Annotated in this window: 25 protein-coding genes; 13 read left to right on the top strand and 12 right to left on the bottom strand. The window is 66.8% G+C overall.

Features of this window, described 5'->3' with window-relative positions; translation table 11 throughout:
* Positions 1 to 255 precede the first annotated feature (255 nt).
* The 3 genes from GD627_RS11510 (at position 256) to GD627_RS11520 (ending at position 3,928) form a co-directional block, all read left to right on the top strand.
* Positions 256 to 2,055: a long-chain-fatty-acid--CoA ligase gene (locus GD627_RS11510; protein WP_152272614.1), complete on the top strand. Its 1,800-nt coding sequence runs from the start codon at positions 256 to 258 to the stop codon at positions 2,053 to 2,055.
* 16 nt (positions 2,056 to 2,071) lie between these two features.
* Positions 2,072 to 3,241, top strand: coding sequence for an AI-2E family transporter (locus GD627_RS11515; protein WP_152272615.1), 1,170 nt, complete (start codon positions 2,072 to 2,074; stop codon positions 3,239 to 3,241).
* 111 nt (positions 3,242 to 3,352) lie between these two features.
* A complete protein-coding gene (locus GD627_RS11520; RefSeq protein ID WP_152272616.1) occupies positions 3,353 to 3,928 on the top strand; it encodes a helix-turn-helix domain-containing protein in 576 nt (191 codons plus the stop codon).
* A 6-nt stretch (positions 3,929 to 3,934) separates the two neighbouring features.
* Here GD627_RS11520 and GD627_RS11525 read toward each other — a convergent pair whose 3' ends face one another.
* Positions 3,935 to 5,641, bottom strand: coding sequence for an FAD-dependent monooxygenase (locus GD627_RS11525; protein WP_152272617.1), 1,707 nt, complete (start codon positions 5,639 to 5,641; stop codon positions 3,935 to 3,937).
* Between the two features lie 124 nt (positions 5,642 to 5,765).
* Here GD627_RS11525 and speB point away from each other — a divergent pair, with 124 nt between their 5' ends.
* The 4 genes from speB (at position 5,766) to GD627_RS11545 (ending at position 10,720) form a co-directional block, all read left to right on the top strand.
* Positions 5,766 to 6,734, top strand: coding sequence for an agmatinase (speB, locus tag GD627_RS11530; protein WP_152272618.1), 969 nt, complete (start codon positions 5,766 to 5,768; stop codon positions 6,732 to 6,734).
* Positions 6,731 to 8,386 carry a thiamine pyrophosphate-binding protein gene (locus GD627_RS11535; protein WP_152272619.1) on the top strand — a complete coding sequence of 552 codons (1,656 nt, stop codon included), beginning with the start codon at positions 6,731 to 6,733 and terminating at the stop codon, positions 8,384 to 8,386. Before speB ends, GD627_RS11535 begins: the two co-directional genes overlap by 4 nt.
* A gap of 127 nt (positions 8,387 to 8,513) precedes the next feature.
* Complete coding sequence (locus GD627_RS11540) at positions 8,514 to 9,020, top strand: MarR family winged helix-turn-helix transcriptional regulator (protein ID WP_152272620.1); 507 nt, start codon at positions 8,514 to 8,516, stop codon at positions 9,018 to 9,020.
* Entirely contained in the window at positions 9,017 to 10,720 is a 1,704-nt protein-coding gene (locus GD627_RS11545) for an MDR family MFS transporter (protein ID WP_246165466.1), read from the top strand. Before GD627_RS11540 ends, GD627_RS11545 begins: the two co-directional genes overlap by 4 nt.
* A gap of 6 nt (positions 10,721 to 10,726) precedes the next feature.
* Here the strand turns inward: GD627_RS11545 and GD627_RS11550 are convergent, their stop codons facing one another.
* The 5 genes from GD627_RS11550 to GD627_RS11570 form a co-directional block, all read right to left on the bottom strand.
* Positions 10,727 to 11,932 (bottom strand): FAD-dependent oxidoreductase, encoded by a 1,206-nt coding sequence (locus tag GD627_RS11550; protein WP_246165467.1) that lies wholly within the window; start codon positions 11,930 to 11,932, stop codon positions 10,727 to 10,729.
* On the bottom strand, positions 11,922 to 12,662 hold the full coding sequence (locus tag GD627_RS11555) for a class I SAM-dependent methyltransferase (RefSeq protein ID WP_152272621.1): 741 nt from the start codon (positions 12,660 to 12,662) through the stop codon (positions 11,922 to 11,924). Before GD627_RS11555 ends, GD627_RS11550 begins: the two co-directional genes overlap by 11 nt.
* Positions 12,659 to 13,864 (bottom strand): type III polyketide synthase, encoded by a 1,206-nt coding sequence (locus GD627_RS11560; RefSeq protein ID WP_152272622.1) that lies wholly within the window; start codon positions 13,862 to 13,864, stop codon positions 12,659 to 12,661. The genes GD627_RS11555 and GD627_RS11560 overlap by 4 nt, the downstream gene beginning before the upstream one ends.
* A gap of 127 nt (positions 13,865 to 13,991) precedes the next feature.
* On the bottom strand, positions 13,992 to 14,771 hold the full coding sequence (locus GD627_RS11565) for a cytochrome c oxidase assembly protein (protein ID WP_194266042.1): 780 nt from the start codon (positions 14,769 to 14,771) through the stop codon (positions 13,992 to 13,994).
* Complete coding sequence (locus tag GD627_RS11570; RefSeq protein WP_152272624.1) at positions 14,764 to 15,243, bottom strand: DUF2243 domain-containing protein; 480 nt, start codon at positions 15,241 to 15,243, stop codon at positions 14,764 to 14,766. Before GD627_RS11570 ends, GD627_RS11565 begins: the two co-directional genes overlap by 8 nt.
* A 79-nt stretch (positions 15,244 to 15,322) precedes the next feature.
* Between GD627_RS11570 and GD627_RS11575 the strand changes: the two genes are divergently transcribed.
* Both GD627_RS11575 and GD627_RS11580 read left to right on the top strand, forming a co-directional pair.
* On the top strand, positions 15,323 to 15,616 hold the full coding sequence (locus tag GD627_RS11575; protein ID WP_152272625.1) for a DUF503 domain-containing protein: 294 nt from the start codon (positions 15,323 to 15,325) through the stop codon (positions 15,614 to 15,616).
* Positions 15,617 to 15,669: 53 nt separating this feature from the next.
* Positions 15,670 to 18,150, top strand: a complete 2,481-nt coding sequence (locus GD627_RS11580; protein WP_246165468.1) for a Tex family protein — start codon at positions 15,670 to 15,672, stop codon at positions 18,148 to 18,150.
* A 111-nt stretch (positions 18,151 to 18,261) separates the two neighbouring features.
* Here GD627_RS11580 and GD627_RS11585 read toward each other — a convergent pair whose 3' ends face one another.
* Genes GD627_RS11585 through GD627_RS11595 form a run of 3 tightly spaced genes read right to left on the bottom strand, consistent with a single transcriptional unit; the run spans position 18,262 to position 19,777 of the window.
* Positions 18,262 to 18,516 carry a hypothetical protein gene (locus tag GD627_RS11585; protein WP_152272627.1) on the bottom strand — a complete coding sequence of 85 codons (255 nt, stop codon included), beginning with the start codon at positions 18,514 to 18,516 and terminating at the stop codon, positions 18,262 to 18,264.
* 32 nt (positions 18,517 to 18,548) lie between these two features.
* Positions 18,549 to 19,241 carry an HAD family hydrolase gene (locus GD627_RS11590; protein ID WP_152272628.1) on the bottom strand — a complete coding sequence of 231 codons (693 nt, stop codon included), beginning with the start codon at positions 19,239 to 19,241 and terminating at the stop codon, positions 18,549 to 18,551.
* Between the two features lie 11 nt (positions 19,242 to 19,252).
* Positions 19,253 to 19,777 carry a very short patch repair endonuclease gene (locus tag GD627_RS11595; RefSeq protein WP_152272629.1) on the bottom strand — a complete coding sequence of 175 codons (525 nt, stop codon included), beginning with the start codon at positions 19,775 to 19,777 and terminating at the stop codon, positions 19,253 to 19,255.
* Positions 19,778 to 19,904: 127 nt separating this feature from the next.
* Here GD627_RS11595 and GD627_RS11600 point away from each other — a divergent pair, with 127 nt between their 5' ends.
* Positions 19,905 to 20,141, top strand: coding sequence for a YegP family protein (locus GD627_RS11600; protein WP_152272630.1), 237 nt, complete (start codon positions 19,905 to 19,907; stop codon positions 20,139 to 20,141).
* A 185-nt stretch (positions 20,142 to 20,326) separates the two neighbouring features.
* Here GD627_RS11600 and GD627_RS16490 read toward each other — a convergent pair whose 3' ends face one another.
* Positions 20,327 to 20,473 carry a hypothetical protein gene (locus GD627_RS16490; RefSeq protein ID WP_153297127.1) on the bottom strand — a complete coding sequence of 49 codons (147 nt, stop codon included), beginning with the start codon at positions 20,471 to 20,473 and terminating at the stop codon, positions 20,327 to 20,329.
* A gap of 200 nt (positions 20,474 to 20,673) precedes the next feature.
* Here GD627_RS16490 and GD627_RS11605 point away from each other — a divergent pair, with 200 nt between their 5' ends.
* Complete coding sequence (locus tag GD627_RS11605; RefSeq protein ID WP_152272631.1) at positions 20,674 to 22,338, top strand: FAD-binding dehydrogenase; 1,665 nt, start codon at positions 20,674 to 20,676, stop codon at positions 22,336 to 22,338.
* Between the two features lie 131 nt (positions 22,339 to 22,469).
* Here the strand turns inward: GD627_RS11605 and GD627_RS11610 are convergent, their stop codons facing one another.
* Positions 22,470 to 23,000, bottom strand: a complete 531-nt coding sequence (locus GD627_RS11610; protein ID WP_152272632.1) for a hypothetical protein — start codon at positions 22,998 to 23,000, stop codon at positions 22,470 to 22,472.
* Between the two features lie 279 nt (positions 23,001 to 23,279).
* On the opposite strand from GD627_RS11610, the gene GD627_RS11615 reads away from it, so the two are divergent.
* Together GD627_RS11615 and GD627_RS11620 are read left to right on the top strand one after the other, a co-directional pair.
* Complete coding sequence (locus GD627_RS11615) at positions 23,280 to 24,011, top strand: CE1759 family FMN reductase (RefSeq protein WP_152272633.1); 732 nt, start codon at positions 23,280 to 23,282, stop codon at positions 24,009 to 24,011.
* A 97-nt stretch (positions 24,012 to 24,108) separates the two neighbouring features.
* The gene (locus GD627_RS11620; protein ID WP_152272634.1) at positions 24,109 to 25,026 is read left to right on the top strand and encodes an NAD(P)-dependent oxidoreductase; all 918 of its coding nucleotides are present in this window, start codon (positions 24,109 to 24,111) and stop codon (positions 25,024 to 25,026) included.
* 32 nt (positions 25,027 to 25,058) lie between these two features.
* Here the strand turns inward: GD627_RS11620 and GD627_RS11625 are convergent, their stop codons facing one another.
* The gene (locus tag GD627_RS11625; protein ID WP_152272635.1) at positions 25,059 to 25,511 is read right to left on the bottom strand and encodes a MarR family winged helix-turn-helix transcriptional regulator; all 453 of its coding nucleotides are present in this window, start codon (positions 25,509 to 25,511) and stop codon (positions 25,059 to 25,061) included.
* Between the last annotated feature and the right edge of the window lie 100 nt (positions 25,512 to 25,611).

Raw genomic sequence — 25,611 nt, forward strand, 5'->3', positions numbered from 1 at the left:
AGATAACTCTTCTGACCGAAGGTCTCGCTCGCCCGCGGCTGGTCTGCCGGCGGGTGGACTGCCGGGACGCCTCAGCATCCAGTATGTCGACAGGCCTCGGCTGGGCGGACCTGTGACAGTCCGGGCCGGAGCTACTCCCCTTCGCGTGTTCCAGTGTACTTGAATCCCGGAACCGGCCGGTTCGCGCGAACACGCCTTCCCGATCGTAAGCACCCTGACTTCTTGTCCGACACGGGCAGGCGCTAAAGTCGGATTGTGAGCATAAACTACCCTCTTACTGATCCGGACCGCCCATGGACCCGCCACTACAGCGAGGGGGTCCTGGAGGGTTTCAGCATCCCGGACGAATCACTCGTTGACGTGGTGGAGAACTCGGTCCGCAAGTACCGGTCCAAGCCCGCCCTGCAGTTTTTCGGTGCCACCACTTCCTACGGGGATCTGGGGGACCAGATCCGGCGGGCAGCAGCAGGATTGCTGAAGCTCGGTGTCCGTAAGGGGGACCGGGTGGCGCTTGTGCTGCCCAACTCGCCTCAGCACGTCGTCGCGTTCTACGCGGCGCTGCGGCTGGGAGCAGTGGTCGTGGAGCATAACCCGCTCTACACGGACCGTGAACTGCGGCACCAGTTCGAGGACCACGGCGCCACCGTGGCCGTGGTCTGGGACAAGGTAGTGGAGAACATCCAGAAGCTGCCGGCGGATATTCCCGTCCGCAGCATCGTCTCGGTCGAGTTGATCCCGGCCATGCCGCTGGTCAACCGGCTGGCGTTGAAGCTGCCGGTCCCTGCCCTGCGCCAGGCGCGTGCCGCACTGTCCGCGGAGAAGCGGCCCCCGCGGCACCCGCGCAAACTCGTCCGGTGGCAGGACCTGCTGGACAACCGCCCCCTGCGCAAACGCTATCCCCGCCCGATGCCGGCGGATCTGGCGGCAATCCAGTACACCAGCGGAACCACGGCCGACCCCAAGGGTGCGATGCTCACCCACGCGAACCTCGTGGCCAACGCGGCGCAGGGACGTGCCTGGGTGCCCGGGCTGCGGCCCGGTAATGAAACCTTCTATGCCGTACTGCCCATGTTCCATGCCTACGGGTTGACCCTGTGCCTCACCACCGCCATGAGCCTGGGCGCACAGGTGGTGTTGTTCCCCAAATTCGACGTCGACATGACGCTCAAGGCCATGAAGAAAACCCCGGCCACCTTCCTTCCCGCCGTGCCGCCGATCTACGAGCGACTGGCTGAAGCGGCCAAACAGCAGAACATTTCCCTCAAGGGCGTCCGGTCGGCCATTTCCGGTGCCATGAACCTCCCGCCCCGCACAGTCGAGATCTGGGAAGAAGCCACCGGCGGCCTCCTGATCGAAGGCTACGGCTTGACGGAAACGTCTCCCATCGCCCTGGGCAACCCGTTTGCCAAGTCCCGGAAAACGGGAACAGTGGGCGTTCCCTTCCCGCTAACCGATATCCGGGTGGTGGATCCGGAGCATCCCACCGTCGACGTACCCCAGGGAGAGCGGGGCGAACTGCTGATCAAGGGTCCGCAGGTTTTCTCCGGGTACTGGAACAAGCCCCGTGAAACCGAAGCTGTACTGCTCGACGGCGGATGGTTCCGGACCGGGGACATCGTCACCGTGGATGGGGACGGGTTTGTCACCATCGTGGACCGGATCAAGGAACTGATCATCACCGGCGGTTTCAATGTGTCCCCCTCCGAGGTGGAGGACGCCCTGAAGCGCCATGAATCCGTGGATGACGTTGCGGTGGTCGGCGTGCTCCGCTCCGGCGGCGGGGAGGACGTGGTGGCCGCCGTGGTGTCGAAGGCCGGCACCCGCTTCAACGCAGAGGAACTGCGCGCGTATGTCCGCAAGGAACTGGCGGCCTACAAGGTGCCGCGCAGGATCGTGGAGATCCAGGAGCTGCCCAAGTCCATGATCGGCAAGGTCCTGCGACGACACGTGCGTGACAGCCTGCAGAACGGACACGCCGCGTCGGATACCGTGAGTACGCCGGCGGACGGTGCCGGCGACCCGATTTCCCCTACTGACCACCAGGACAAGCCCTGAGCAGGAAAGAGCGAACATGAGCGCACCATCTCCGGAACGGGCCGAAAGGGATACCCTGCCGGACCATGCGAGGCCCGGACGCTACTGGAGCGGTCCGCTAGGGCATGCCGGGCAGCGCTCGGCGCAGATCCTGCTGATCCTGCTGCTGGTGGCCGTCACGGTTTACTGCCTGCGACAGGTCACCCTGGTGGTCATCCCCGTGCTGCTGGCGCTGATTCTCGGTGCCGCCATTGCCCCGTTTGTGAACTGGCTGCGCAGGAAAGGCTGGCCCAGCGCCCTGGCAACGGGATTATCCTTCCTTCTACTGCTCGCCGTCCTCGGCGGGCTGGTGACCGGGATCGCCTTCGCCATCCGCAGCGAGTGGGGCGACCTGGTGGACCAGGCCGTTGCAGGCTTCGACAAGCTGTACGACTTTGTGCGCAACGGGCCGTTGCCGGTGGATGACTCCATGCTCGCCACCGCACGGGACAGCGTGATTGACTTCGCCACCAGCAGCACGGTCAGCAGCGGGGCCATTGCGGGTATTTCCGCTGCGACGTCCTTCGTCACCGGATTCCTGCTGATGGCAGTGGTGCTGTTCTATTTCCTCAAGGACGGCGACCGCATCTGGGCGTTCTTCCTGCGGCTCTTCCCCAGAGGGGACCGGCGCGACAAGGCCCGCCTCTCGGGCTTCCGCGTGATGGAGGTCCTGGGCGGGTACATCCGGGGCACCGCCATCGTGGCGCTGGTCGACGCAGTGTGCATCGGTGCGGCCCTGTTCATCCTGCAGGTTCCGCTGGCGCTGCCGCTGACCGTGATTGTTTTTGTCGGCTCCTTCATTCCGCTGGTCGGCGCCACGGCAGCCGGGGTCTTCGCCGCGCTGATCGCACTCGTCGCCAACGGGCCGGTTGTTGCCCTGATCGTGATCATCGTGATCATCGCCGTGAACCAGCTGGAGGGAAACTTCCTGCAGCCGGTGGTGATGGGCAAGTCCCTGAGCATCCATGCCCTCGTCATCCTGCTGGCCCTCACCGCCGGAACCATCCTGGCGGGCATCATCGGCGCCATCCTGGCCGTCCCGATTGCTGCCGTCAGCTGGGCGGTCATCAAGGTCTGGACCGGAGAGGACACCGGCGAGGACCTCAAGGACGCGCCGGAAATCCCGGATCCGGAGGAACAGCCGGAAATGGAGTCCGCAGACCAGTAGTCCGGCCGGGGCGGCCGGCATCTCTTCCGCTTCGGCGGCCGAGGTGCCGGCCGCCCGCCCGGGTCTTCCCCTGGGCACGACGTGCGGGTTTCCCTCGGTATGCTCGTAAATATGAAGGCCCTGCCCGTAGAACCAACCAACGCCCCGGTGGCCATCGGCGTGCGGATACGCTCTGCCCGCCAGGCCCGGCATCTGACCATTGAGCAGGTGGCCGACGCCACCGGCCTCACCAAGGGGTTCCTCAGCAGGGTGGAACGGGACCTGACCTCTCCGTCGGTAGCCTCCCTGCTCACCCTGTGCCAGGTGCTGTCCATTTCCATTGGAGACCTCTTCGCCGCGCCGGAAACCAATGTGACGCGATGGGCGGATGCCCCGCGGATCAATCTGGGCGGCGAGGGCATCGTGGAACGGCTGGTCACCGCCAGGACCGAGCGCCGGGTCCAGGTGGTCCGTTCCGTGATTGCCCCGGGCGGGTCGGGTGAAGCCGATCTCTATTCGGTGGACTGCGAGGTGGAGGTGCTCCACGTTGCCCAGGGCAGCTTCGAACTCATCCTCGGCAGCGAGCGGATCCCGCTCACCACGGGCGACACCGTGACCTTCCCCGGCCGCGAGCCGCACTCCTGGCACAACCCGTCCGAGGAAGAAGCAGTGGTGCTCTGGACGTTGGTCAGCCCCGGAGGGGCCTAGGCTGCGCTAGGCAGCGGATCCGGGCCGGGCGTTGCCGGCGGCCGGCTCCACTTCGGAATTCCGGGTCAGGCGCTGCAGGTACTCCACCGCTGCGGTGATGTGCAGGCCGCCGGAGCGGTAGCCCACATAGCCGTCGGGGCGGATGATCAGCAGTTCAGGGCGCCGGGAGCTCAGCCCCAGGCGGTGGAACGCCAGGCCGCTGACGTCCTTGATCAGGCCGGGAGCATCCGCAAGGAGGCTGCTGCCGGCGGTCAACTGCTGGATGTTCAGCAGGCCGGCGAGCTGGGGCAGCGCTGCGCGGAGCTGGTGCGGGGTGTCCTGCGGCCAGCCGGGTCCGCTGAGGAGGACGGAGAAGCCGGGAGTGGCCACCAGATCCTGCAGGCGCCGTTCCCGCTTTTGCTGGATGACATCGGCGTCCGGAAGGCGGTCACCCGGACGCGGTCCGCGGGCCAGGAGGTGCGGAAGGCGGGAGGAACCGGCGTCGACGATGCTGCTGCCGCGGTAGTTGACGTTGAACTGCGCCATGGTGCGGAAGAGCCGTGACCGCAGTCCGTCCCAGGCCATCGCCTTGGGGGCCACGGCGGGCAGGAGCTTGGTACGGGGGAGCTTTTTCAGCCCGTTGCGGCTGGTGGCCAGTTTGAAGATGCGGTCCGTCGTGGACACCACGTCCCGGCCCACCGGGCGGCGCTCGGCGTCGTAGCTGTCGATCAGTTCGTCACTGGCCAGGCCGCGGGCCCCCAATGCGAGCTTCCAGCCCAGGTTCAACGCGTCCTGGATGCCGGTGTTCATGCCCTGGGCGGCCACGGGGGAGTGGACGTGGGCTGCATCGCCGGCCAGGAAGACGGAGCCCTGCTGGAAGTATTCGGCCACCTGGTGCGAAAGGCGGAAGGTGCTGATCCACTGCGGATCCCGGACCTTCAGCGCGCCGTGCGAGAACGTATCGGCCAATTCCTGGAGCGTTTCCAGCGTGGCCGGCTTATGCGGCGGCTTGATGGCGATCATCCGCCAGGTGGCCGCGCCGGCCAGCGGGAACAGGAAGAGGAAGCCGTCCTCCGTGGGGTAGGAATGCACGGCATCCGGTTCCGCGCCGTCTATTTCGAGGTCCGCCAGGATAAAGGTGTCCGGGTAGGCGCCACCGCGCCAGTCCATGCCTGCCTTGGAGCGGACCGTGCTTTCGGCGCCGTCCGCACCGACAACGTAGCGCGCCCGGATGCGTTCGATACCGCGGTCCATCCGCTGGATCTTCGCTTCCATGCCGGCAAACGGGTCCTCCGGATCCAGCCGCTCCAGGTCCTGCAGCTCGGCACCGCGTTCAATGCTGACCCGGCGGGAGAGCAGATGCCGGGTCAGGATGCGTTCGGTTTCCGCCTGCGACAGGAACAACAGCTGCTGGAAGGCCGAGTCCTCCAGCCCGGTGTCGAACAGATCCATTTCCAGAGTTTCCTCCGGCAGATGGAGGTGCAGCTCGCGGGCAGGATGCCCGGCGGCAACCAGCTCGCCGCTCACGCCGAAGGGACGCAGTGCTTCCAGGGTGCGGGGCTGGATGGCGATGGCCCGCGATTCTGTCCCTGGGGACTGGCGCCGGTCAATAATGCGGAAACTCGCCCCGAAGGCGGCCAGCTGGGCAGCGAGGGCTAGCCCCGTGGGGCCGGCTCCCACAATCAGGACATCGACGTCGTAGTTAGGGTCTTCGCTGTTATCGTGGGCCGCCATGCTCTCAGCCTAGTCTTGACCCCGACGGCAGTTCCACTTTAGCTTTTAGGTAAACTTTTGGTTACCCTCAGGTAACCCTTGGTGCCGGGCAACGGCGCCCACCACGGAACCGGAGACAGCACCCATGAACAACCTTCCCCGCGTGAACGCCAACGGCCATATCGGACCCGTCGATGCCGCCCAGGTCCCGCGCTATGCGGGGGCTGCCACCTTCGCCCGGCTGCCCCGGCTGGACCAGGTGGAGCAGGCAGACGTTGCCGTGGTGGGGGTGCCCTTTGACAGCGGTGTGTCCTACCGCCCCGGCGCCCGGTTCGGCGGCAACCACGTCCGGGAAGCGAGCCGGCTGCTGCGCCCGTACAACCCGGCGCTGGATGCCTCGCCGTTCGAAAACCTGCAGGTGGCCGACGCCGGGGATATGGCCGTGAATCCGTTCAATATCAACGAGGCCATTGAGACGGTCCAGCAGAACGCCCTGGACCTGACGGAACACGGCACCAAGCTGCTGACCCTGGGCGGAGACCACACCATCGCCCTGCCGCTGCTGCGGGCCGCTGCCGAGCGTGCAGGGTCCCCGGTGGCCATGCTGCACTTTGATGCCCATCTGGACACCTGGGACACATACTTCGGTGCGGAGTACACGCACGGCACCCCGTTCCGCCGCGCGGTCGAGGAAGGCATCCTGGACACCGAAGCCATCTCGCACGTCGGCACCCGCGGCCCGCTGTACGGCAAGAAAGACCTGGAGGATGACCGCCGCTTCGGCTTCGGCATCCTCACCTCCTCCGACGTCTTCCGGCAGGGCGTGGACGAGGTGGTGGCGAAGCTGCGGGACCGCATCGGCGGCCGGCCGCTGTACATCTCCGTGGACATCGATGTCCTGGACCCGGCCCACGCGCCGGGCACCGGAACCCCCGAGGCCGGCGGCATGACCAGCCGTGAGCTGCTGGAGATTCTCCGCGGACTGCGCGGGCTGAACCTGGTGGGTGCCGACGTCGTCGAGGTCGCCCCGGCTTATGACCACGCCGACATCACCGCGGTGGCTGCCTCGCACGTGGCCTATGACCTCATCACCCTGATGGGACTGTCCGCATGAGCAGGGCTTCGGAAGACTCCGGTCCCGTCCGCAACGGCGGAGACCTGGTGGTGGAAACCCTGGAGGCCCTCGGGGCCAGCAAGGTGTTCGGCATTCCCGGCCAGCACGCCCTGGGACTCTTTGATGCGCTTTCCCGGTCACGGCTGGAGTTCATTTCTTCCCGGGTGGAAAACAACTCGGCCTTTGCCGCCGACGGTTTCTCCCGTGCGACCGGGCAGGTAGGCGTGCTGTTCCTCTCCACCGGTCCCGGTGCCCTGACGTCTTTGGCCGGACTGCAGGAGGCCTATGCCACGGGTGTGCCGATGATCGTGGTGGCCAGCCAGATTCCCCTTGACGGCCTCGGCGCCCGGCGCCGGGGTATGCTGCACCAGCTCGATGACCAGAAGGCATCAGCGGCCAATGTCACCAAGAGCCAGCGGCTGATCCAGCATGCCTCCGGCATTCCCTCGGCCATTCAGGACGCCTGGACCGAAGCCATTTCCTCCCCTGCCGGACCGGTGTGGATCGAAGTTCCGCAGAACGTACTGCTCGACCCGGTGATGGTGCCGGCCGTGGAAGACGCGCTCGCGGAGCCGTTCGACAACCCGCCGCGCAGTGAACTGGTCAAGGAAGCTGTCCGCTGGCTCTCTGACGCCCGCCGCCCCGCCGTCATTGCCGGCGGCGGCGTACGGCGCAGCGGAGCCGAAGCCGCGCTCCTGTCCCTTGCCGAGAAGCTGCACGCCCCGGTGATCTGCACGCCCGGCGGCAACGGTGCCTTCCCCTGGAACCATCCGCTGTCCCTGCAGTCCTGGATGGAGGACCGGCATATGACCGAGGTGCTCGAGGACGCCGATGTCCTGGTGGTGATCGGCTCGTCGCTGGGCGAAGTGACCTCCAATTACTTCACCATGGCTCCGCGCGGACGCATTATCCAGATCGACGCCGAACCCCGCGTCCTGGAGTCCAACCGTCCGGCCCTCGGCATCCGCGCCGATGCCCGGCAGGCTTTGGACGCCTTCAACGCTGCCCTGCCGGCAGCCGAACACCTCCCCGACTGGCACGGCCAGGGCACCGAGGACATGGTCGCCGGCGCCCTGGCCCGCGTGCAGGCCCGGCTGGACACCCAGGGACTGGAGAGGGAACGCCGGTTCATGGCCGACATCCGCGCCGCCGTCCCGGACGGCATGCAGACCTACTGGGACATGACCATCTCCGCTTACTGGGCCTGGAGCTGCTGGGATGCGAAGTCCGGACAGTTCCATTCGGCGCAGGGCGCCGGCGGACTGGGTTACGGCTATCCCGGCGCGATCGGGGGAGCCGTGGGCCTGGGGGAGCGGGTGCTCGCGGTGTCCGGGGACGGTTCGGCCATGTATTCCATTGCCGAACTGGCCACGGCCAGGCAGCATCACCTTCCGGTGACCTGGCTGATTGTCGACGACGGCGGCTACGGCATCCTGCGCGAATACATGGAGGAAGCCTTCGGCAAGGCCACCGCCACCGAACTGGCACGCCCGGATTTTGTTTTGCTCGCGGAATCCTTCGGGGTTCCGGCCCGCCGCTGCGCTCCCGGGGATATCCGCACCGCGCTGGAGGAATCCTTTGCTGCCGAAGGCCCCAACGTGGTGGTGGTCGAGGCCCGCATCGGCCTGTTCGCGCCCACCCATCTGGCCTAGGCGCCTTCCGGCCGTCGGATCCGCGGCCGGAAGCACGGCTTTCCATTTAGTTAGTTGACCTAGGCAAATTTGCTTGTATAGTTGCCTAAGTCAACTAACAATGTCTTACCTTCGGAGACCCGTCCCCATGCAGCAAGAAACGGCGGATGACCTGATCCGGACAATCCACACGCTGCAACGCACCTTGCGCTGCCTGACCCAGCACGGTGCCAACACCGGCGGCCCCGGAGTGGCACTGCAGGGCGTCATGCGGATGATCGGCGAAGACGGCGAGCTGCGGGCAACCGAACTCGCCGCCAAACTTGGCATCGGCCCCGCCGGGATGAGCCGGCACGTAGCAGAGCTGGAAGAACTCGGGTATGTCCGCCGCCGCCCGCACCCGCAGGACCGACGCGCCTACCTCATCAGCCTGACCGAGCTGGGCGAGTCCGTCCTCCGAGAAGCCCTCGCCGGCCGGACCGTCCTGCTGCAGGAAGCCCTGGCCGACTGGTCCGAGGAGGAGGCGCAGCTTGCCTCCACCACCCTGGGATCACTCTCCGACTCGCTTTTTGCCTCATTCCGCCGAGCGCCCGGGACCACCGCGCCGACTCCGGAAACCCCCGTATCCCTTCCCCAGGAGCTAACAACTAAGTGACCGAAACCAAGACCGCCCGGAAGAAACACGTTCCCGGCGAGATGAGCCACCGACAGATCCTGCAGGCCCTCACCGGCCTGCTTGCCGCGCTGTTCACGGCAATGCTGAGCACCACCATCGTGGCCAACGCGCTGCCCACGATCATGGCCGACCTGCACGGAACCCAGACCGACTTTGCCTGGGTGGTCACGGCCGCCCTGCTGGCCAACGCCGTAAGCACCCCCATCTGGGGGAAACTGGCGGACCTGTTTAACAAGAAGCTGCTGGTGCAGCTGAGCATCGTCATCTTCGTTGCCGGTTCCGTCCTCGCCGGCTTCTCCCACTCCATGGATCTGCTGCTGACCGCACGCGTCATCCAGGGCCTGGGCATGGGCGGCCTGACCGCACTGGCACAGGCCATCATCGGGTCCATCATTCCGCCGCGGGAACGCGGCCGGTACTCCGGATACATGGGCGCCGTGATGGCAGTGGCCACCGCCGGCGGCCCGCTGCTGGGCGGCTTCATCGTGGACAGCCCGCTGGGCTGGCGCTGGACCTTCTTCCTGTGTGTCCCGCTCGCCGTCGTCGCGCTCTTCCTGCTCCAGGTCACCCTGCACCTGCAGCACGTACGCCGTCCCGCCAAGATCGACTGGCTGGGCTCGATCCTGCTCACCGCAGGCGTCTCCCTGCTCCTGATCTGGGTCTCCTTTGCCGGCAAGCCCGACTACTACGACTGGTGGTCCTGGGAAACGGCCGCCATGGTGGGCGGCTCCATCATCCTGCTGGCACTGCTGGTGCTGGTGGAATCCAAGGTTGCCGAACCGATCATTCCGCTGAAGATCGTTACCGAGCGGACCACTGCGCTGGCCATCATCGCCTCCGTTGCCGTGGGCATCGCGATGTTCGGTTCCACCACCTTCCTGGGGCAGTACTTCCAGCTGGCCCGCGGCTTCAGCCCCACCGAAGCCGGGCTGCTGATGCTTCCCATGATTGCCGGCAACCTGCTGGGATCCGTTGGATCCGGCCTGCTCATCACCCGCTTCGGCAAGTGGAAGCGGTTCCTGATCATCGGCACGATCCTGGTAATCATTGGCACCGGACTGGCCGGATTCATTGACCATGAAACCCAGATGGTCCTCGTAGGCCTGTTCATCTTCGTCCTCGGGGTGGGCATGGGCCTGCTGATGCAGAACCTGGTGCTGGCTGTGCAGAACACGGTCAAAACCTCCGACATTGGTTCCGCCAGCGCCTCCGTTGCCTTCTTCCGCACGGTGGGCGGCGCCATCGGCGTCTCGGTGCTGGGTGCAGTCCTTTCCAGCTCCGTCAGCCGCCGCGTCACGGAGGAACTGAACAATGCGGGCATGCCGACCGACGGCAGCGGAACCACGGCCACCCTGGACCTCGGCGGGCTTCCGCCGGCAGTCCAGGAGTTCTTCCGGATCGCCTATGCCGAAGGCACGGCGGATATCTTCAAGATCGCTGCCGCGGTGGCCATCATCGCACTCGTAGCAGTGCTGTTCATCAAGGAGAAGGCACTGCGCCGGACCCTGGACATCAAGCCCACGTCCTCCAACCCCGTTGAACCGGGTCTGGCAGGAGGCGCCGAGATCCTCCACACCGGCGCCATGTCCACCGTTGAACCGGCCACCGTCCCGAACGCCGGCAGCGAAGGGACACGGCTGGCCGGCGATCCGGAAAAGAGCGGTACCACCCGGGCGTAGCAGTAGCTACTGCATGCTGAAACGCCGTGCAACTACCCCGCCCAGCGCCGGGACCTGGAACATCCGTTCCAGCCCGGCGTTGCGCAGGGCCATCATCCCCGCGGGGAGCGGCCGGCCCAGCACCATGTTGAGCTGAGCCTGGGCCGAGGCAACGGCGGCGTCGCGGCGACGCCGCCGTTCGAAGTCCCGCAGCGCCCCTCCCGCCGGTAATCCGCGCAGCGAGTCGGCGATAATCGGGGCAAGGGCCGCGGCATCCAGCCACCCCAGATTCATGCCCTGGCCGCCGATCGGGCTGATCTGGTGGGCGGCATCCCCGATCAGGACAGTACGTCCGGATACCAGCCGGTGCGCCCGGCCAATGCGGACGCCGAAAGCACTCAGCATGGAATTCCCCGCACTATCCAGCCGATGTCCGGTCCGCCGGCGAACCAGCTCCGCCAGGTGCACCGCGGTGGGATCCTGCTCCAGCGCATCGGTATGGACCACCCAGCGGCGCAGCCCGCCGGGCAGGGGGAAGGACTCCACAATTCCCTCGGGCTCGAGGTAGAGCACCGCGAGCGGCCCGTCCCCGGTGCCGTCGGGGTAATCTCCCATCAGGTACGTGTCCGGCAGTTCGCGGGCGGACCAGCGGGTTTCCAGTGCGGACCGGATCGAGGACCTAGCGCCGTCGGCCGCTACCAGGAGCGACGCATCTACCGTGAACGGCCCGCCGCCGCCGGTTCCGTGCACCCGGACCGCGGCACCGCTGTCCGTCACGGCATCCACCCGGGCCGCCCGGACCAGTGCCCCGGGATCGAGGGCATGCAGGCGTTGCTCCAACAGCTGTTCGGTCCGGACCTGCGGCAGGGTAAGGACAAAGGGATACCGTGCCGATGCCGCGGCGAAATCCAGCCGGGCCACTCTCCGGCCGGCACTCCGGGCCTCCCCGTGCGTAATGCGGATGCCCTCGCGGGTCATGGCTTCGGCGATGCCGGCCTTCGCCAGGGACTCCAGCGCCGGCGGATGGACTCCAATGGCCCGGGAATGCCCGCTGCGGTTCACCCTTTGTTCGAGCACCTGAACGGACACCCCCTCCTGCAGCAGCAGGACGGCAAGGTACATTCCCACCGGCCCGCCGCCCACCACCACCACGTCGGCAGAGCTGCGGGGAACGCTGGGGGCGGCCGGTGCTGAGGCATCTGGCGCGGTGACGGGAGCAGTCTCAGCCCACACGGCGGTTTTCCCCCGTATCCGCCCCGGGGCGCGGTGGAAACACCAGCAGGTTCTGCCAGGGCCACTGCTGCAGGCCCTGCCAGCCCGGCGGTGTCACCTCGGCAAGTTCCGCCGCCGTAAAACTGCGGCGGATGGAGGTCAGCCCGTCCACCCGGATGAAGGAACCCGGGAAAAACGGCAGGGTGCCGAGGGAAAACAGCGCATACGCCCAGCGGCTGCGCTCAATATCGCTGTGCAGGCACAGCTTCAGTCCCAGCTGCTCCGAGTCCGCCAGCAGTGCCTGCAGTTCCGCCGGTGCCAGATGGTGCAGCATGTGGTTGGAGACCACTACGTCGTAGGTCCGTCCCTCCGCCACCAGATCAGAACTGTAGGCGCGGCGGAAGGAGAGTCCCGGCAGTGCCGGGAGGGCCGAGGCGAAGGCATGTGCGCGCGGATCCGGATCGATGGCGGTGATCTCCACCGCGAAGCCGTCCCGGCGCGCCCAGCGGGCGATGCAGCGGGGAACATCCCCGCCGCCGGAGCCGATATCCAGCAGGGTGCCGCCGCCGCGTTCGGCAAACACCGGCCGGAGGTAACGCACATAGTTCCGGCGCCACCCCGAGACCGCCGCATTGATGAGCCAGAACTGGGCGTAGGTGCGGTCCAGGCGCTGCGGATCGGCGTCGGGCCGGTCCATTTCCTCCACTGCATCCACTGCCCGGGTGTCCAGGGACGGGAAACCAGGGGTCATACGGCGGCGGGGATTTGGGCCGGCACCGTGTCCTCGGCACCCTGCTCCGCCGGGACTGCCGCCACGGCCGGGCCACCTACACGGGTGAACAATCCGGTTTCCACTGTCAGTCCCGGACCGAAGGCCATGGAGCAGATCCTCTCGTTACCGCCGGTAAAGGGCTGCTCGAGGATGCTTTTCAGGACGAACAGGACGGTGGCGCTGCTCATGTTTCCCACCGTGCGCAGGGTTTCCCGGGCCGGCATCAGTTGCTGCTCGGTGAGGTCGAGTTTCGCCTCGACCTTGTCCAGGATGCTGCGCCCGCCGGGATGGATGGCCCAGTGTTCGATCTCCCGGTAGGGGCGGGAGCTCACCGCTTCGTCGTGGGCCAGCAGGGGTTTCAGGGCGCCGATGATGTGATCGTCGATGATGTGCGGAACGTAGGTGCCCAGCACCATTTCGAACCCCTCATCACCGATGTTCCAGGCCATGGCTTCCTCCCCGACCGGGGTCAGGATGGTTTCAAAGTGGTCCAGAGCGATGGCCGGTCCGGAATCCGGCAGGTCCTCGCGGGCGGTGATGACGGCGGCGGCAGCACCGTCGGCGAAGAGCGAGGACCCCATGATGGCATCCGGGTCATTGGAGGTGCGGACATGCAGGGAACAGAGTTCGGCGCTGACCACCAGGACCACTGCCCCCGGATCGGCCTCGCAGAAGGATTTGGCGGCCCGCATGGCCGGGAACGCCGCATAGCAGCCCATGAACCCCAGATGGTAGCGCTGAACGGACGGGTTCAGCCCCAGGGCGCGGGTCACCTTATAGTCCGGTCCGGGGTTGAAGAAGCCGGTGCAGGAAACGGTGATGACATGGGTGATGTCGGCAGCAGTAATGCCGGCACACGCGTCCAGCGCCTTGGCCGCGGCCTCGATGAAGAGCTTGGTGGCCTCGACCGCAAAGATGTCGTTCCGGGTCTTGGTGCTGGGCCGCAGCAGCAGTCCGCTGGCGGCGTCATAGAACAGTGGATGCTCCGAGGTATCCGTAAGGGAGAGTTCGGTCAGTGCGGTGCGGCGTGTGTCGATGGCAGCCGAATTGAAGCAGGTACGCACCAGCCGCTCACCGAGCCGGGTTAAACCGGGTTGTGTGGCGAAGGCGTCGCGCACCTCCGACTGCACCAGAACAGTGGGCGGGAGTGCAGTTTCCAGGGACCTGAGGGTAACCGTCATAGTCCATTGTTAAGGGATAGTGATGCTGCACACAATGCCCGGTCCTGCTCAACAGTTGCCTCAAGCTACTGGTTTTGGAACTTCCTGCTCCTTCCGGCACTCGGTGCAGGGTGTCGGCTGGCGGGGCCTACTGCTGCCGATCGACGGACGCGGCACGGCCCCTCGGCCGGGCGGAGGCATACCATTGCCGGCACAGCAGGATAATCAGGGCCAGTTCCAGCACCCCTCCGCCGTAATACATCACCAACGCGCCTTGTTCCGCCGCCGCTGCAGGGATGCCGGCGGGCGGGTCGGCGTAGATGGTTTTGGCGAGAATGTTGTGCGCGGCAATGGACAGCACCAGGACCACTGCGCGGAGTCGGTAGCTGGCCCGGTGCGGGGAGGGATCCCGCCCGATGACGGAGGCTGTGAACAGGTAGCCCGCGGCCAGCAGATGGAAGGTCACCAGCCAGTGCACCGGCATGGACTCCTGCATGGCGGTCAGCAGCCCGGTGCGGAACATCAGGATCATCCCGCCGGTATTGAGCACCGCGGCGGTGACCGGGAAGGATAGGAACCGGACGAATCTGCTGCGCAGCAGCCGGGAGAGCCGGCGGGCGGGAAAGACGTCAAGGGTGCGCAGTGCCAGGGTGAACGGCCGGGACAGCACCAGCAGCAGCGGGGACAGCATCCCGGCAAGAAGATGGGTGACGCTGAGTACGGCGAAGTCCCGGTGCGCCAGTTGGGCCAGGGGATTGAGGACCGTTACCAGGACGGCGGCCACGCCCGCGGTGAAGAACACGGTGCGGTACCAGGGCCACCGGCCGGAGCGCGGAGACATGGCGCCCGCCCAGTAGGCAACCAGGGCTGCCACGGCCGGAATGAAGAACAGCGACTCCGCGCCGCCTCCGCCGCCGTGGCTATGCATCCGCCTGTTCCTGCGGCACGGCTGCCCGGGTGCGGTACGTGAGCCACGCTCCGGCAAGGACCAGCAGTACGGCGACGGCGTTCCACACGGTGTCATACACGAGCAGGTCCACCTCATAGCGGATCTGGTGCAGTCCCAGCAGCTTGTGCTGCACCGTTCCGTCATAGAGCTGGAAGACGCCGGCGCCCAGCAGGACGCCGCCGGTCCAACGCTGCAGAAGGGCCTCGTGCCAGCGCCGCAGGTCAGCGAAGAGGAAGAGCCCTGCTACCGCCGCAAACCAGCCGAAGGCGTGGAACAAGCCGTCCGAAAGCAATCCCACGGAGGTGGTGGAGCGGTCATAGAAATGGTGCCACTGCAGCAGTTGGTGGAACACCACTTCGTCTACGAAAGCGGCCAGTCCAATACCGAACAGCAGGCCGGAAACGAGGTTGCGCCGGCGCGGGGATCGGCGCGGGCGGAGGGGAGCGCTCATCCTTCGAACATAACACCGGGGCACCGGACCCGCAGGGCCGGCGTGACATGCACCCATGCTCCGGGCAAGGATGTGTTTCATGTGGATTGGAGCGCTGGAACTGGACCTGCTGCTGGGAGACGTGCATTCCCTCAAGGAGAAACGGTCGGTGGTGCGGCCGATCCTCGCTGAACTGCGGCGCAGGCTGGACGTCTCCTCCGCTGAGGTTGGATCCCTGGATCTGCACCGCCGGTCCGGCATTGGTGTGGGCCTGGTGGCTGCGGACCGCTCCCACGTGGTGGAGGTGCTGGATGCCGCGGAACGTCTGGTCGCCGGCCGGCCCGAAGTGGAACTGCTGAGCGCGCGGCGTCAACTGTTCACCAGCCAGGACTAGGCCCGGCACCGGCATCTGCCCATCTACGGGACAAATGGGGAACAATTGGCCGGGTGAGTCTAAGTGCCGTAGAACCAGTCAACGTTTCCGAAGCCGCCGAAGAGCAGGTGGTTGCCCAGCTGGCCGCCGAGTTGGGGGTGGCGCCGTGGCAGGTCCGGGCGGCGGTGGAGCTGCTCGACGGCGGCGCCACCGTTCCGTTCATTGCCCGTTACCGTAAGGAAGCAACGGGGACCCTGGACGATGCCCAGCTGCGGGATCTGGATGAGCGGCTGAGGTACCTGCGCGAACTGCAGGACCGGCGGCGGACCATTCTCGAGGCGATCGAGGCCCAGGGGAAGCTCACCGCCCAGCTGCGTGCCGCCGTCGCCGGCGCGGAAACCAAGTCCCGGCTCGAAGACATTTACCTGCCCTACCGGAGCAAGCGGCGGACCAAGGCGCAGACCGCCCGCGAGGCTGGCCTGGAACCGCTGGCGGATGCGCTGCTGTCCGATCCCCGGCGCTCTCCGGAGGCCGAAGCAGCACGGTATCTGCGCGAGGGAGTTCCGGATGCTGCCGAAGCCCTCGCCGGCGCGCGGGCCATCCTGATTGAACGGCTTTCCCAGGACGCGGACCTGCTGACCGAACAGCGAGAGAAGCTTTGGCGGCAGGGACGGATGCGCTCGCAGGTGCGGCCCGGAAAGGAAGCGGATGGGCGGAAATTCACCGACTACTACGATTTTTCCCAGTCTCCCGCCGGAATGCCTTCGCACCGTGTGCTGGCCCTGCTGCGGGGCGAGAAGGAAGGCATTCTGGAACTGGCCCTGACCGAGGGTGACCCCGCGGACGCCGACGCCCTGGCCGCCGCCCGCGCCCGTTACGAGCGGACCGTTGCCGCCCGCCTTGGCGTCGCAGACCGCGGACGCCCTGCCGACGCCTGGCTGCTGCAGACCGTGCAGCTGGCCTGGCGCCGGATTCTGGCCAAGCTGTCCGCGGACCTGCGCATGCGGCTCTTCGCCGATGCCGAAACCGAGGCGGTGCGGGTCTTCGCGGCCAACCTGCGCGACGTCCTGCTCGCCGCCCCCGCCGGGAACCGCACCACCCTGGGGCTGGATCCCGGCCTGCGCACCGGAGTGAAGGTGGCGGTGGTGGACGGCACCGGGAAGGTGGTGGCCACGGAGACGGTCTACCCGCACGCCCCGGCGCGCCGCTGGAAGGACGCCTTGGCTACGCTTGCCGGGCTGGTGCAGCAGCACGGGGTGGAACTGATCGCGATCGGCAACGGCACCGCTTCACGGGAGACAGACCGGCTGGCGGCAGAGCTGATCAAGGAGGTGTCCGGGGGTGTGGTCCGCAAACTGGTGGTGTCAGAGGCCGGCGCATCGGTGTACTCGGCCTCCGCCCTGGCCTCGGCTGAGCTGCCCGGGATGGACGTCTCCCTGCGCGGTGCAGTCTCGATTGCCCGGCGGCTGCAGGATCCGCTGGCAGAACTTGTGAAGATCGATCCGAAATCCATCGGGGTGGGCCAGTACCAGCATGACGTGACGCCGGCGAAGCTGGAGCGCTCCCTCGACGCGGTGATCGAGGACTGCGTCAATGCGGTGGGCGTGGACGTGAACACCGCCTCGCCGTCCCTGCTGACCAGGGTGGCCGGCGTGGGTCCGCTGCTGAGCGAAAACATTGTGGCCTACCGCAATGCCAACGGACCGTTTGCCCGCCGCAGGGACCTGCTGAAGGTGCCCCGGTTGGGCGCGAAGGCCTATGAGCAGTGCGCGGGCTTCCTGCGGATCAGTTCCGGCACTGAGCCGTTGGACGGCACCAGTGTCCACCCGGAGTCCTACCCGGTGGCCCGGAAGGTCCTCGCTGCAGCGGGGGAGACCATGAGCACGTCCGGAGCCGTGCTGGACGGGATCAATCCGGCTGCCTTCGTGGATGACCAGGTGGGCCTTCCCACCGTCCTGGACATCATTGCCGAGCTCCGGAAGCCCGGGCGGGACCCGCGGCCCGCCTTCGAGACGGCCACCTTCTCCGACGGGATTGAACGGATTGCCGATCTGCGCCCGGGGATGATCCTCAACGGCGTGGTCACCAACGTCGCGGCCTTCGGCGCGTTTGTGGACGTGGGGGTGCATCAGGACGGTCTGGTCCACATTTCCGCTATGTCGCACACCTTCATTTCTGATCCGCGCCAGGTGGTCCGGTCCGGTCAGGTGGTCCGGGTCAAGGTGGTGGAGGCCGATCCGGAACGGAAACGGATTTCCCTCACGCTTCGCCTTGACGACGACGCCGCGGGGCCCGCTGGCAGGCCCGGCCCCGGCAAATCTCCCGGCAGGGAGGCCGGCGGCACCTCGGGCGGCCGCACCTCAGGCAGCGGCAGCCCGGCCGGTGCTGCCTCCGGCCCCGGCAGGTATGACAGGGCAAAGGCGGGCACAAAGGCCGGGAGCGCCGCGTCGGGCACCGGCAGGACCGGCATCCCGGCGTCGGGCGCCGGCAGGACCGGTATCCCGGGCCCGGACCAGGCGGGCGGGAAGCAAAAGCCCGGTGCCGCGTCCCGCTAGGGAGCGGCACCGGGAGTACCCGCCGGAGCTATGGCCGATGCGCTGCGGGCGGCCGGCCTGCTGAAATAGGCCTGTTAGGCCTGGAGGGCTGTTGGGCCTAATCTGCGCCGGTTAGGCCTGGTCGGCGTCGGCGTCGGCGTCGGCGTCCGCGTCGGCGGGCTGCGCCGCCTCTGCTGCCTCGTCGGCTTTTTCCGGAGCGGCCGGCACTGAGCCGGCGGCAGAGGTGCCCTGATCGTCCCGGATGTTGCCGGCCGAATGCGGGGCGCTGCCCGGAGTGCGGGGTTCCCCGGTGGGGTGCGGCTGCGGAGCGCTGGGGCCAAGGGGGTCCTCGGCGTCGTTGGACGGTCCGGTGGGTTCGGTGGTCATGGGGTGTCCTCTCGGGAGTGCCTGGCCAGTGGTTAGCTGCGGGCGATCAGTTGACCGAGTAGGCTGGTGTCCAGGGCCGCCAGCAGGTCGCGGGGGTTCTCGTACACTTCCTGGGCTCCGGCCTCACGCAGTTCCGCTTCACTCGTGCCGCCGCACGTCACTCCGATGGTGGGAATCGAGAGTTTCCCGGCGGCCTTGACGTCCCATACGGAATCGCCGACAAAGATGGTGTCCTGGGCCTGCAGCCCCCCGGCCTCGAGGGCCGCTTCGAGAATGTCCGGGGACGGCTTGCTGGCCTCCGCGTCGCTGGAACTGGTGGCGCCGGTGATCGCGGCGTCGGCTTCGATGACGGTGCGCAGGAACTTCAGCTCGGCTTCGGAAGCGGAGGAAGCCAGGACCACGGTGAGGTCCTTGTCCGAGCAGGCGTTCAGCAGGTCACTGGCACCGTCGAAGGACCGGAGGGACGGCCACCACGTCGAAAAGATGGCGCCGTGCGTGGCGTCGAGCTGCTCATCTTCGTCCTTGTTGCGGTCCTCGCCAAGCAGATGTTCCACCAGCTTGTCACCACCCATGCCGATGGCGCGGTGAATGGCAGACATCGGAACGTCGTGTTCCATCCGGCGGAAAGCCTGCCACCACGCGACCGCATGCAGATAGTTGGAATCCACCAGGGTTCCGTCCACATCGAAAAGGACGCCCCGCTTGCCGTTGCCTGTGCTGCTCATGAAGTGCCGCCTCACTCTTGATTGGTACTGATCTCCGGGTCCGAGTCTAACGGCGCCTGCGGTGATGCCGCTGCCCCAGCAGGAACCGGGGAAACGGCGGCAGGAACCCGCCCGGGCGGACCCAGGAAGGTCCGCAGCTGTTCTTCGAGGAGACTGCGGTCCCGCAGCTCGCACTCCCAAACCACCAGGACATCCCATCCCTCCGCCGCCAGCCGCGCCTGGGCGGCGGCGTCGCGCTCAACGGTCCGGTTTCGCTTCGCTGCCCAGAAGTCGCTGTTGGTCTTGGGAGCATGCTGACCGGCACGGCAGGAGTGGAAGTGCCAGAAACAGCCATTGACGAAGAGGACCTTTTTACGCCCGGCGAATACCAGGTCCGGCTTTCCCGGCAGCCGGACCTTGCCGAAAGAGCCATGCAGCCGGAACCGGTACCCGGCGGCGTGCAGAATGCCGCGGATCAGGAGCTCGGGTCCGGTGTCCTTGCCGCGGATACGGGACATGTTGCGGCTGCGCTGCTCCGGACTGACGGTATCGGCCATGGATCCAGTCTAGGAAGACATCACGATTGGGTTGCGCACTACTTGAGTTCCGGGAAGAAGGCCCTGGAAACTCATAAGGTGGCTTAGTATTGAAGGCACTGATAGACCCCTTACAAGGAGGTAAGCGATGTCGGGCTACTTCAAGCTGGTGGACGCTCACGAGGGAAGTTACCGCATTAAGCTCGTCGCAGGCGACGGGACGCTGATGGCGGTGTCCACGACTTTCGAAACGAAACAGGACGCTGCTGCGGGAATTGCGCAGATGCGGGAAATCGCAGGAACTGGGCCGGTTGTGGATCAGAGCCGGGATTCAGACGAACTGAGCCAGGCCACGGACTCGGCCCGGAAGGCGGCAGCCAGCTGACGGATTGATGGATTGATGGATCGGCGCACCGCAGCATCAAAGCACCGCGCAGATGAAAAAGCACCGCGCAGATAAAAGAGCACCGCGCACATGAAACAGGCCTTCGGTTCCCGGAACCGGAGGCCTGTTTTTGCTGGCCGGACCGGGGGATCTGCACTTGCGTCCCGATACGGCCGGAGAATGCACTAGCTCTGGTCTTCGCCGCCTTCGGCCGGTTCCTGCGAGTGCTCCTGCGGCTGGCTCTTCTCGCCGTCGTTCTCGCCGTCGCCTTCGGCAGGCTGCTGCGAACGCGTCCGGTCGGCGTCGTTTTCCGCGTTGCCCTGTTCGCTCATGAGCTTCTCCACTTCTTCCACGGCCGGCACCGGCAGTCGCCGGTTCTCCTTCGGAGCGGCCCTGCCTTTCAGTCTAGAAACCCAGGGGCGAGTCTAGAACCCCCGGACGGTGCAACGGCGCGGAAAGTCCCGGTTGACGGGGAACACGCCCCGCGGCGGGTTGCTGGTCCGTGCCCGCCGTCCCCGGTAGCGTGAGCCGGATGCAGCCCAAAGACGCGGACGTCATTGTTGTAGGTGCCGGACTTGCCGGCCTGGTAGCCACGGCCGAACTCGTAGACGCCGGACGCTCGGTCATCCTGGTGGAACAGGAGGGAGCCCAGAACCTGGGCGGCCAGGCCTGGTGGTCCTTCGGCGGGCTGTTCCTGGTGGATTCCCCTGAGCAGCGCCGGCTGCGGGTGAAGGATTCGGTGGATCTGGCATGGCAGGATTGGCTCGGCACGGCGGGTTTTGACCGCACGGAGGACGACTGGGCCCGCCGGTGGGCGGAGGCCTATGTGCACTTCGCTGCGGGGGAGAAGCGTGCCTGGCTGCAGCAGCTGGGCCACCGGTTCTTTCCCGTCGTGGGATGGGCGGAGCGCGGCGGCTACGGGGCCAACGGACCGGGCAATTCCGTTCCGCGTTTCCATATCACCTGGGGGACCGGCCCCGGGATCACCGCACCGTTCGAGGCCCGGGTGCGCGACGGCGTCGAACGCGGACTGGTGCGCTTCGCGTTCCGCCACCGCCTCGATGACCTCGTCCTCACCGGCGGTGCCGTGACGGGAGTGCGCGGCAGTGTCCTGGAGCCGACGACGGCGCCGCGCGGCACGGCGTCCAGCCGCACCGTGGTGGGAGGCTTCGAGTTCACGGCCGATGCCGTGGTGCTGACCACCGGAGGCATCGGCGGGGACCATGATGCCGTCCGTGCTGCATGGCCGCAGCGGATGGGTGCGGCACCGGGGACTATGCTCAGCGGCGTGCCGGAATACGTGGACGGCCGCGGCATCGGCATTGCCTCAGCAGCCGGTGGACGGGTGATCAACCCGGACCGCATGTGGCATTACGTGGAGGGAATCCGGAACTGGGATCCGGTCTGGAAAAACCATGGCATCCGCATCCTGCCCGGTCCGTCCTCACTGTGGCTGGATGCGGCTGGACGGCGGCTGCCCGTGCCGCTGTTTCCCGGTTTCGATACTTTGGGCACCCTGGAACACCTGCGCGGCAGCGGCTTCGACTACAGCTGGTTCATCCTGAACAAGGCAATCATCCGCAAGGAATTCGCTCTTTCGGGGTCCGAGCAGAACCCGGACCTCACCGGAAAATCCCTCCGCGACGTCCTCAAACGCGCCACCGCCGGCGTTCCGGCGCCCGTGCAGGCGTTCCTGGACCACGGCGAGGATTTCATCACCGCGGACTCGGTGGAGGACCTGGTTGCCGGCATGAACCGGCTCGCCAAAAGCTCCCGGGGGGACGCCCCGGAGCTGTCCGCCGGGGCGGTGCGGCACGAGCTGGAGTCCCGGGACCGCGAAATCCGTAACCCGTTCACCAAGGATTCCCAGGTCACGGCCATCCGCGGAGCACGGACCTATCTGGGTGACCGGCTGATCCGTACCGCGGCACCGCATGCCATCCTGGATCCGAAGGCGGGACCCCTGATCGCCGTCCGCTTGTCAGTCCTCACCCGTAAATCGCTGGGCGGGCTGCAGACGGACCTGCAGTCGCGGGTCCTGGCCGACGACGGCGCTCCGGTTCCCGGGCTTTTCGCAGCCGGGGAGGCTGCGGGTTTCGGCGGTGGCGGAATGCACGGCTACCGGTCCTTGGAAGGGACGTTCCTGGGCGGCTGCCTGTTCAGCGGACGAGCTGCCGGCCGCGCCGCAGCGGGGTAGCGGCTCCGGCTATGGGGTAGGGCTTCCGGCTAGGGGGGGCTTCCGGCAGGGGACAGGGCTTTACCGCTTAAACGGCCCGGCCGGGACAGCATCCGGTGGATGCTGTCCCGGCCGGTGCGGGGCACGGAGAATTAGCCCGCGTAACCCATCTTCTTTGCCTGCCGGTATGCCTGCATCTGGCTGTAGTAGGCGTTGGCCGGGGCCAGGAACAGCAGAACCACGCCCGCGATCAGCAGCAGGAGGGAGACCAGGCTGAGGATGCTCTCAGTCGAGCCATCCACCCCGAACAGGGCGGTGAGGGACAGGCCGGCGAATACGGCCATGACAATGCGTGCCCAGCTGTGGCCCTTGCGGGCGAATACGGCGAACAGGACGTTGACAGCAAGGCTGATCACGCCGATGACGATGACAGTGACCAGCCCAATGGTGACAGCCGTGTCCACCTCCGCCCCGGTGAGTCCGCCGGCGGCCGCCAGGTCGGCGCGGCCTTCATCAGAGGTGAGTGTGACCATGGACAGGATCAGCACGATGACGCTCACGACGGCTGAGGCGATCAGCAGCCAGAAGCCGCGCTCCACCGCTGCGGGGCGCTGCGGCACGGCGGGTGCGGGTGCGGATCCTCCACTGCTGAAAGCTCCGTAGCTGTAGTTAGGCGTGGTCATAGTGAATTCCCCCGTTGTGTTTTTAGTGACGATGTTTGTTGCTGTACGGCCAGCCTAGCCAAGTCCTGGCCCGGGGAACTCCCCATAGCGACGGAGATTCTCCGGGTTTCTGCTCCGTCCTTGGATTCGGGGCTCCGCCGAAGGGACGATTCACGGCCCGGCCCGGGTGGAGACGCTGCCGCCCGGCAGGAATACCCCGACAGGAATAACCCGCCGGGAATAAAAGGTACGTCCGGAACGGTTCCCCAGTGTATGCAAATGCATGAAAAGGAGAATGGGATGACTGATCGCAGGCTAGTGGTGGTGTCCGGCGGGTTGGGCGTTCCGTCGTCGTCGCGGATGCTCGCCGACGCCCTGGCAGCGGCCTCCCGGGCCGAAATCGAAGCAAGCGGTCTGAGTGCGGCGGTGAGCACCTTCGAACTCCGGGAATATGCGGTGGACATTGCCAACACGATGGTCACCGGTTACGCCCCTCCCCGGCTGGAAGCGGCCATCAATGAACTGGCGGCCGCCGATGCACTCATTGCCGTGTCGCCCGTCTTCACGGCCTCCATGAGCGGCTTGTTCAAATCCTTCTTTGATGTCATCGACAACTCGGCACTGGACGGCAAACCCGTGCTGATCGGTGCCACCGGCGGCAGCCCCCGCCATTCCATGGTGCTGGACTATTCGATGCGCCCCATGTTCAGCTACCTCCGCGCCCGGACGGCCCCCACCGCCGTTTACGCCGCGCCGGGCGACTGGGGTGAAGGCGAAGCCGGCGCCGTTTCCCTCGATCAGCGCGTCCGCCGCGCCGCCGGTGAACTTGTTGCCCTGATGGGGGACCTCCCTGAGCAGCCAGGCCGCCCTTCCCGGGATGCCCGCCCGGCATCCGCCCTGCCGTCGCCGGCCCAAACGTCGTCGGCACAAACGTCGCCCGCGCAAACGTCGCCCGCGCAAACGTCGCCGACACAGGCGTCGCCCGCGCAGTCCCTGCCGTTCGAAGAGCTGCTGGCCAGGATCCGCAAGTAGCCCCTGTGCGCGGCAGACCGCTCCGGCATCTGCCGGAGTGGTGTGCCGCGCGACTATACTTCTGGGACTGCCAGCCGATGCCGAACGGGGTCCGTTCATGGAACCGAAGATTGCAGTCCTTCCGGAGCCACGCGGTGACCTGGTGTCCGCGGTCCAGGCCGGCGGAGGCGTCGTTGAGCCGGTTTCGAAGGCAACCCGCGGGCTGGTCCTGACCGAAGGACTGGACGGGAACACGCTGGAAACGCTCCTGGCCGAATATCCCGGCATTGCCTGGATCCAGCTTCCGCTGGCAGGTGTGGACCAATACGAAGACCTGATGCAGCGCTATCCGGACCGCCAATGGACCAGTGGCAAGGGCGCCTTCGGGCAGCCGGTGGGGGAGTTTGCCCTGGCCCTGATCCTTGCGGTGCTGCGTGGCGTGGATGCGTTCGCCCGTGCACAAAGCTGGGGCAGCCCGCAGGGCACCTCGCTGCACGGTAAGCGGGTGGTGATTGTGGGGGCCGGTGGTGTGGGACGGGAAATCCTCCGGCTGGTATCGGCTTTCACGGAACACATCACGGTGGTCCGTGCGCATCCTGAGCCGGTGCCGGGAGCGGAAAAAACCGTGACCGACGACGGCCTGGATGAAGCACTGCGGGATGCGGATGTCCTGGTGCTGGCTGCGCCGATGACCGCCGAAACCGCACGCCTGATCGATGCCCGCCGTCTGGCTCTCCTGCGGCCGGAGGCGTTCCTGGTAAATATTGCGCGCGGCCCGATGGTAGACACCGGTGCCCTGGTCGCCGCACTGGCAGAGGGAAGGCTTGCCGGGGCAGCCCTTGATGTCACGGACCCGCAGCCCCTGCCGGACGGGCATCCCCTCTGGTCCGAGCCCCGGGCCCTGATCACGCCGCATACGGGCGAAACCCCGGACATGATCCGACCGCTGCTTGCGGCCCGGGTGGAGCGCAACGTCCGCAACCTCGGGACGGGGTTTCCCCTGGAGGGTCGGGTGGACGTCCGGGCCGGCTACTGAGACCAGCCATGCCCACCCGCTGTGCCTACAGCTCAGGTGTCCACGCGGGGGCCGGATGCGACGTCGCCGTCCCAGCCGAGGTTGCCGGCCATGCGCTGCAGGGCCGTGAGCAGTGCCGCATATTCCGCTTCGGTAATATTTTCCGTCATGAGTTGCCGGATGCGGTCCACCGCACCGCGGAGGTTTTCCAGGCTCCTGCTGCCGAGGTCGGTGAGATGGTACTGGCCATCCTGGAGCAGCACCCATCCGGATTCGCGCAGCTCTTCGATGAGCTCCGCAGACGTGCCGGTCTCCACCGCCGGGAAGAACGGACGCAGCCCGTCCGACAACTCCTTGGAAGTGGCAGGCCCTTCCACCAGCAGGTTCATCATCTGCCATTGCCGGCGGGTGACGCCGTGCTCTTCAAAGCTGGCGACAAATTGGTCATCGACCAGCTGGTCGACGAGTTTGAGCCAGAATCCGATGGGCCGTTCCTGATTCGCCATCACTCCACTGTACAAATCAAACCCCGTGCAGGGAATGGCAGCGGTACAGGCATCTGGCGCAGTCGAGGTGGGTTTGGGGCTGCGCCGGACCAGGCGGGGG

It is taken from the genome of Arthrobacter yangruifuii (genome assembly GCF_009192775.1).
GTDB classification, from domain to species: Bacteria; Actinomycetota; Actinomycetes; order Actinomycetales; family Micrococcaceae; genus Arthrobacter_B; species Arthrobacter_B yangruifuii.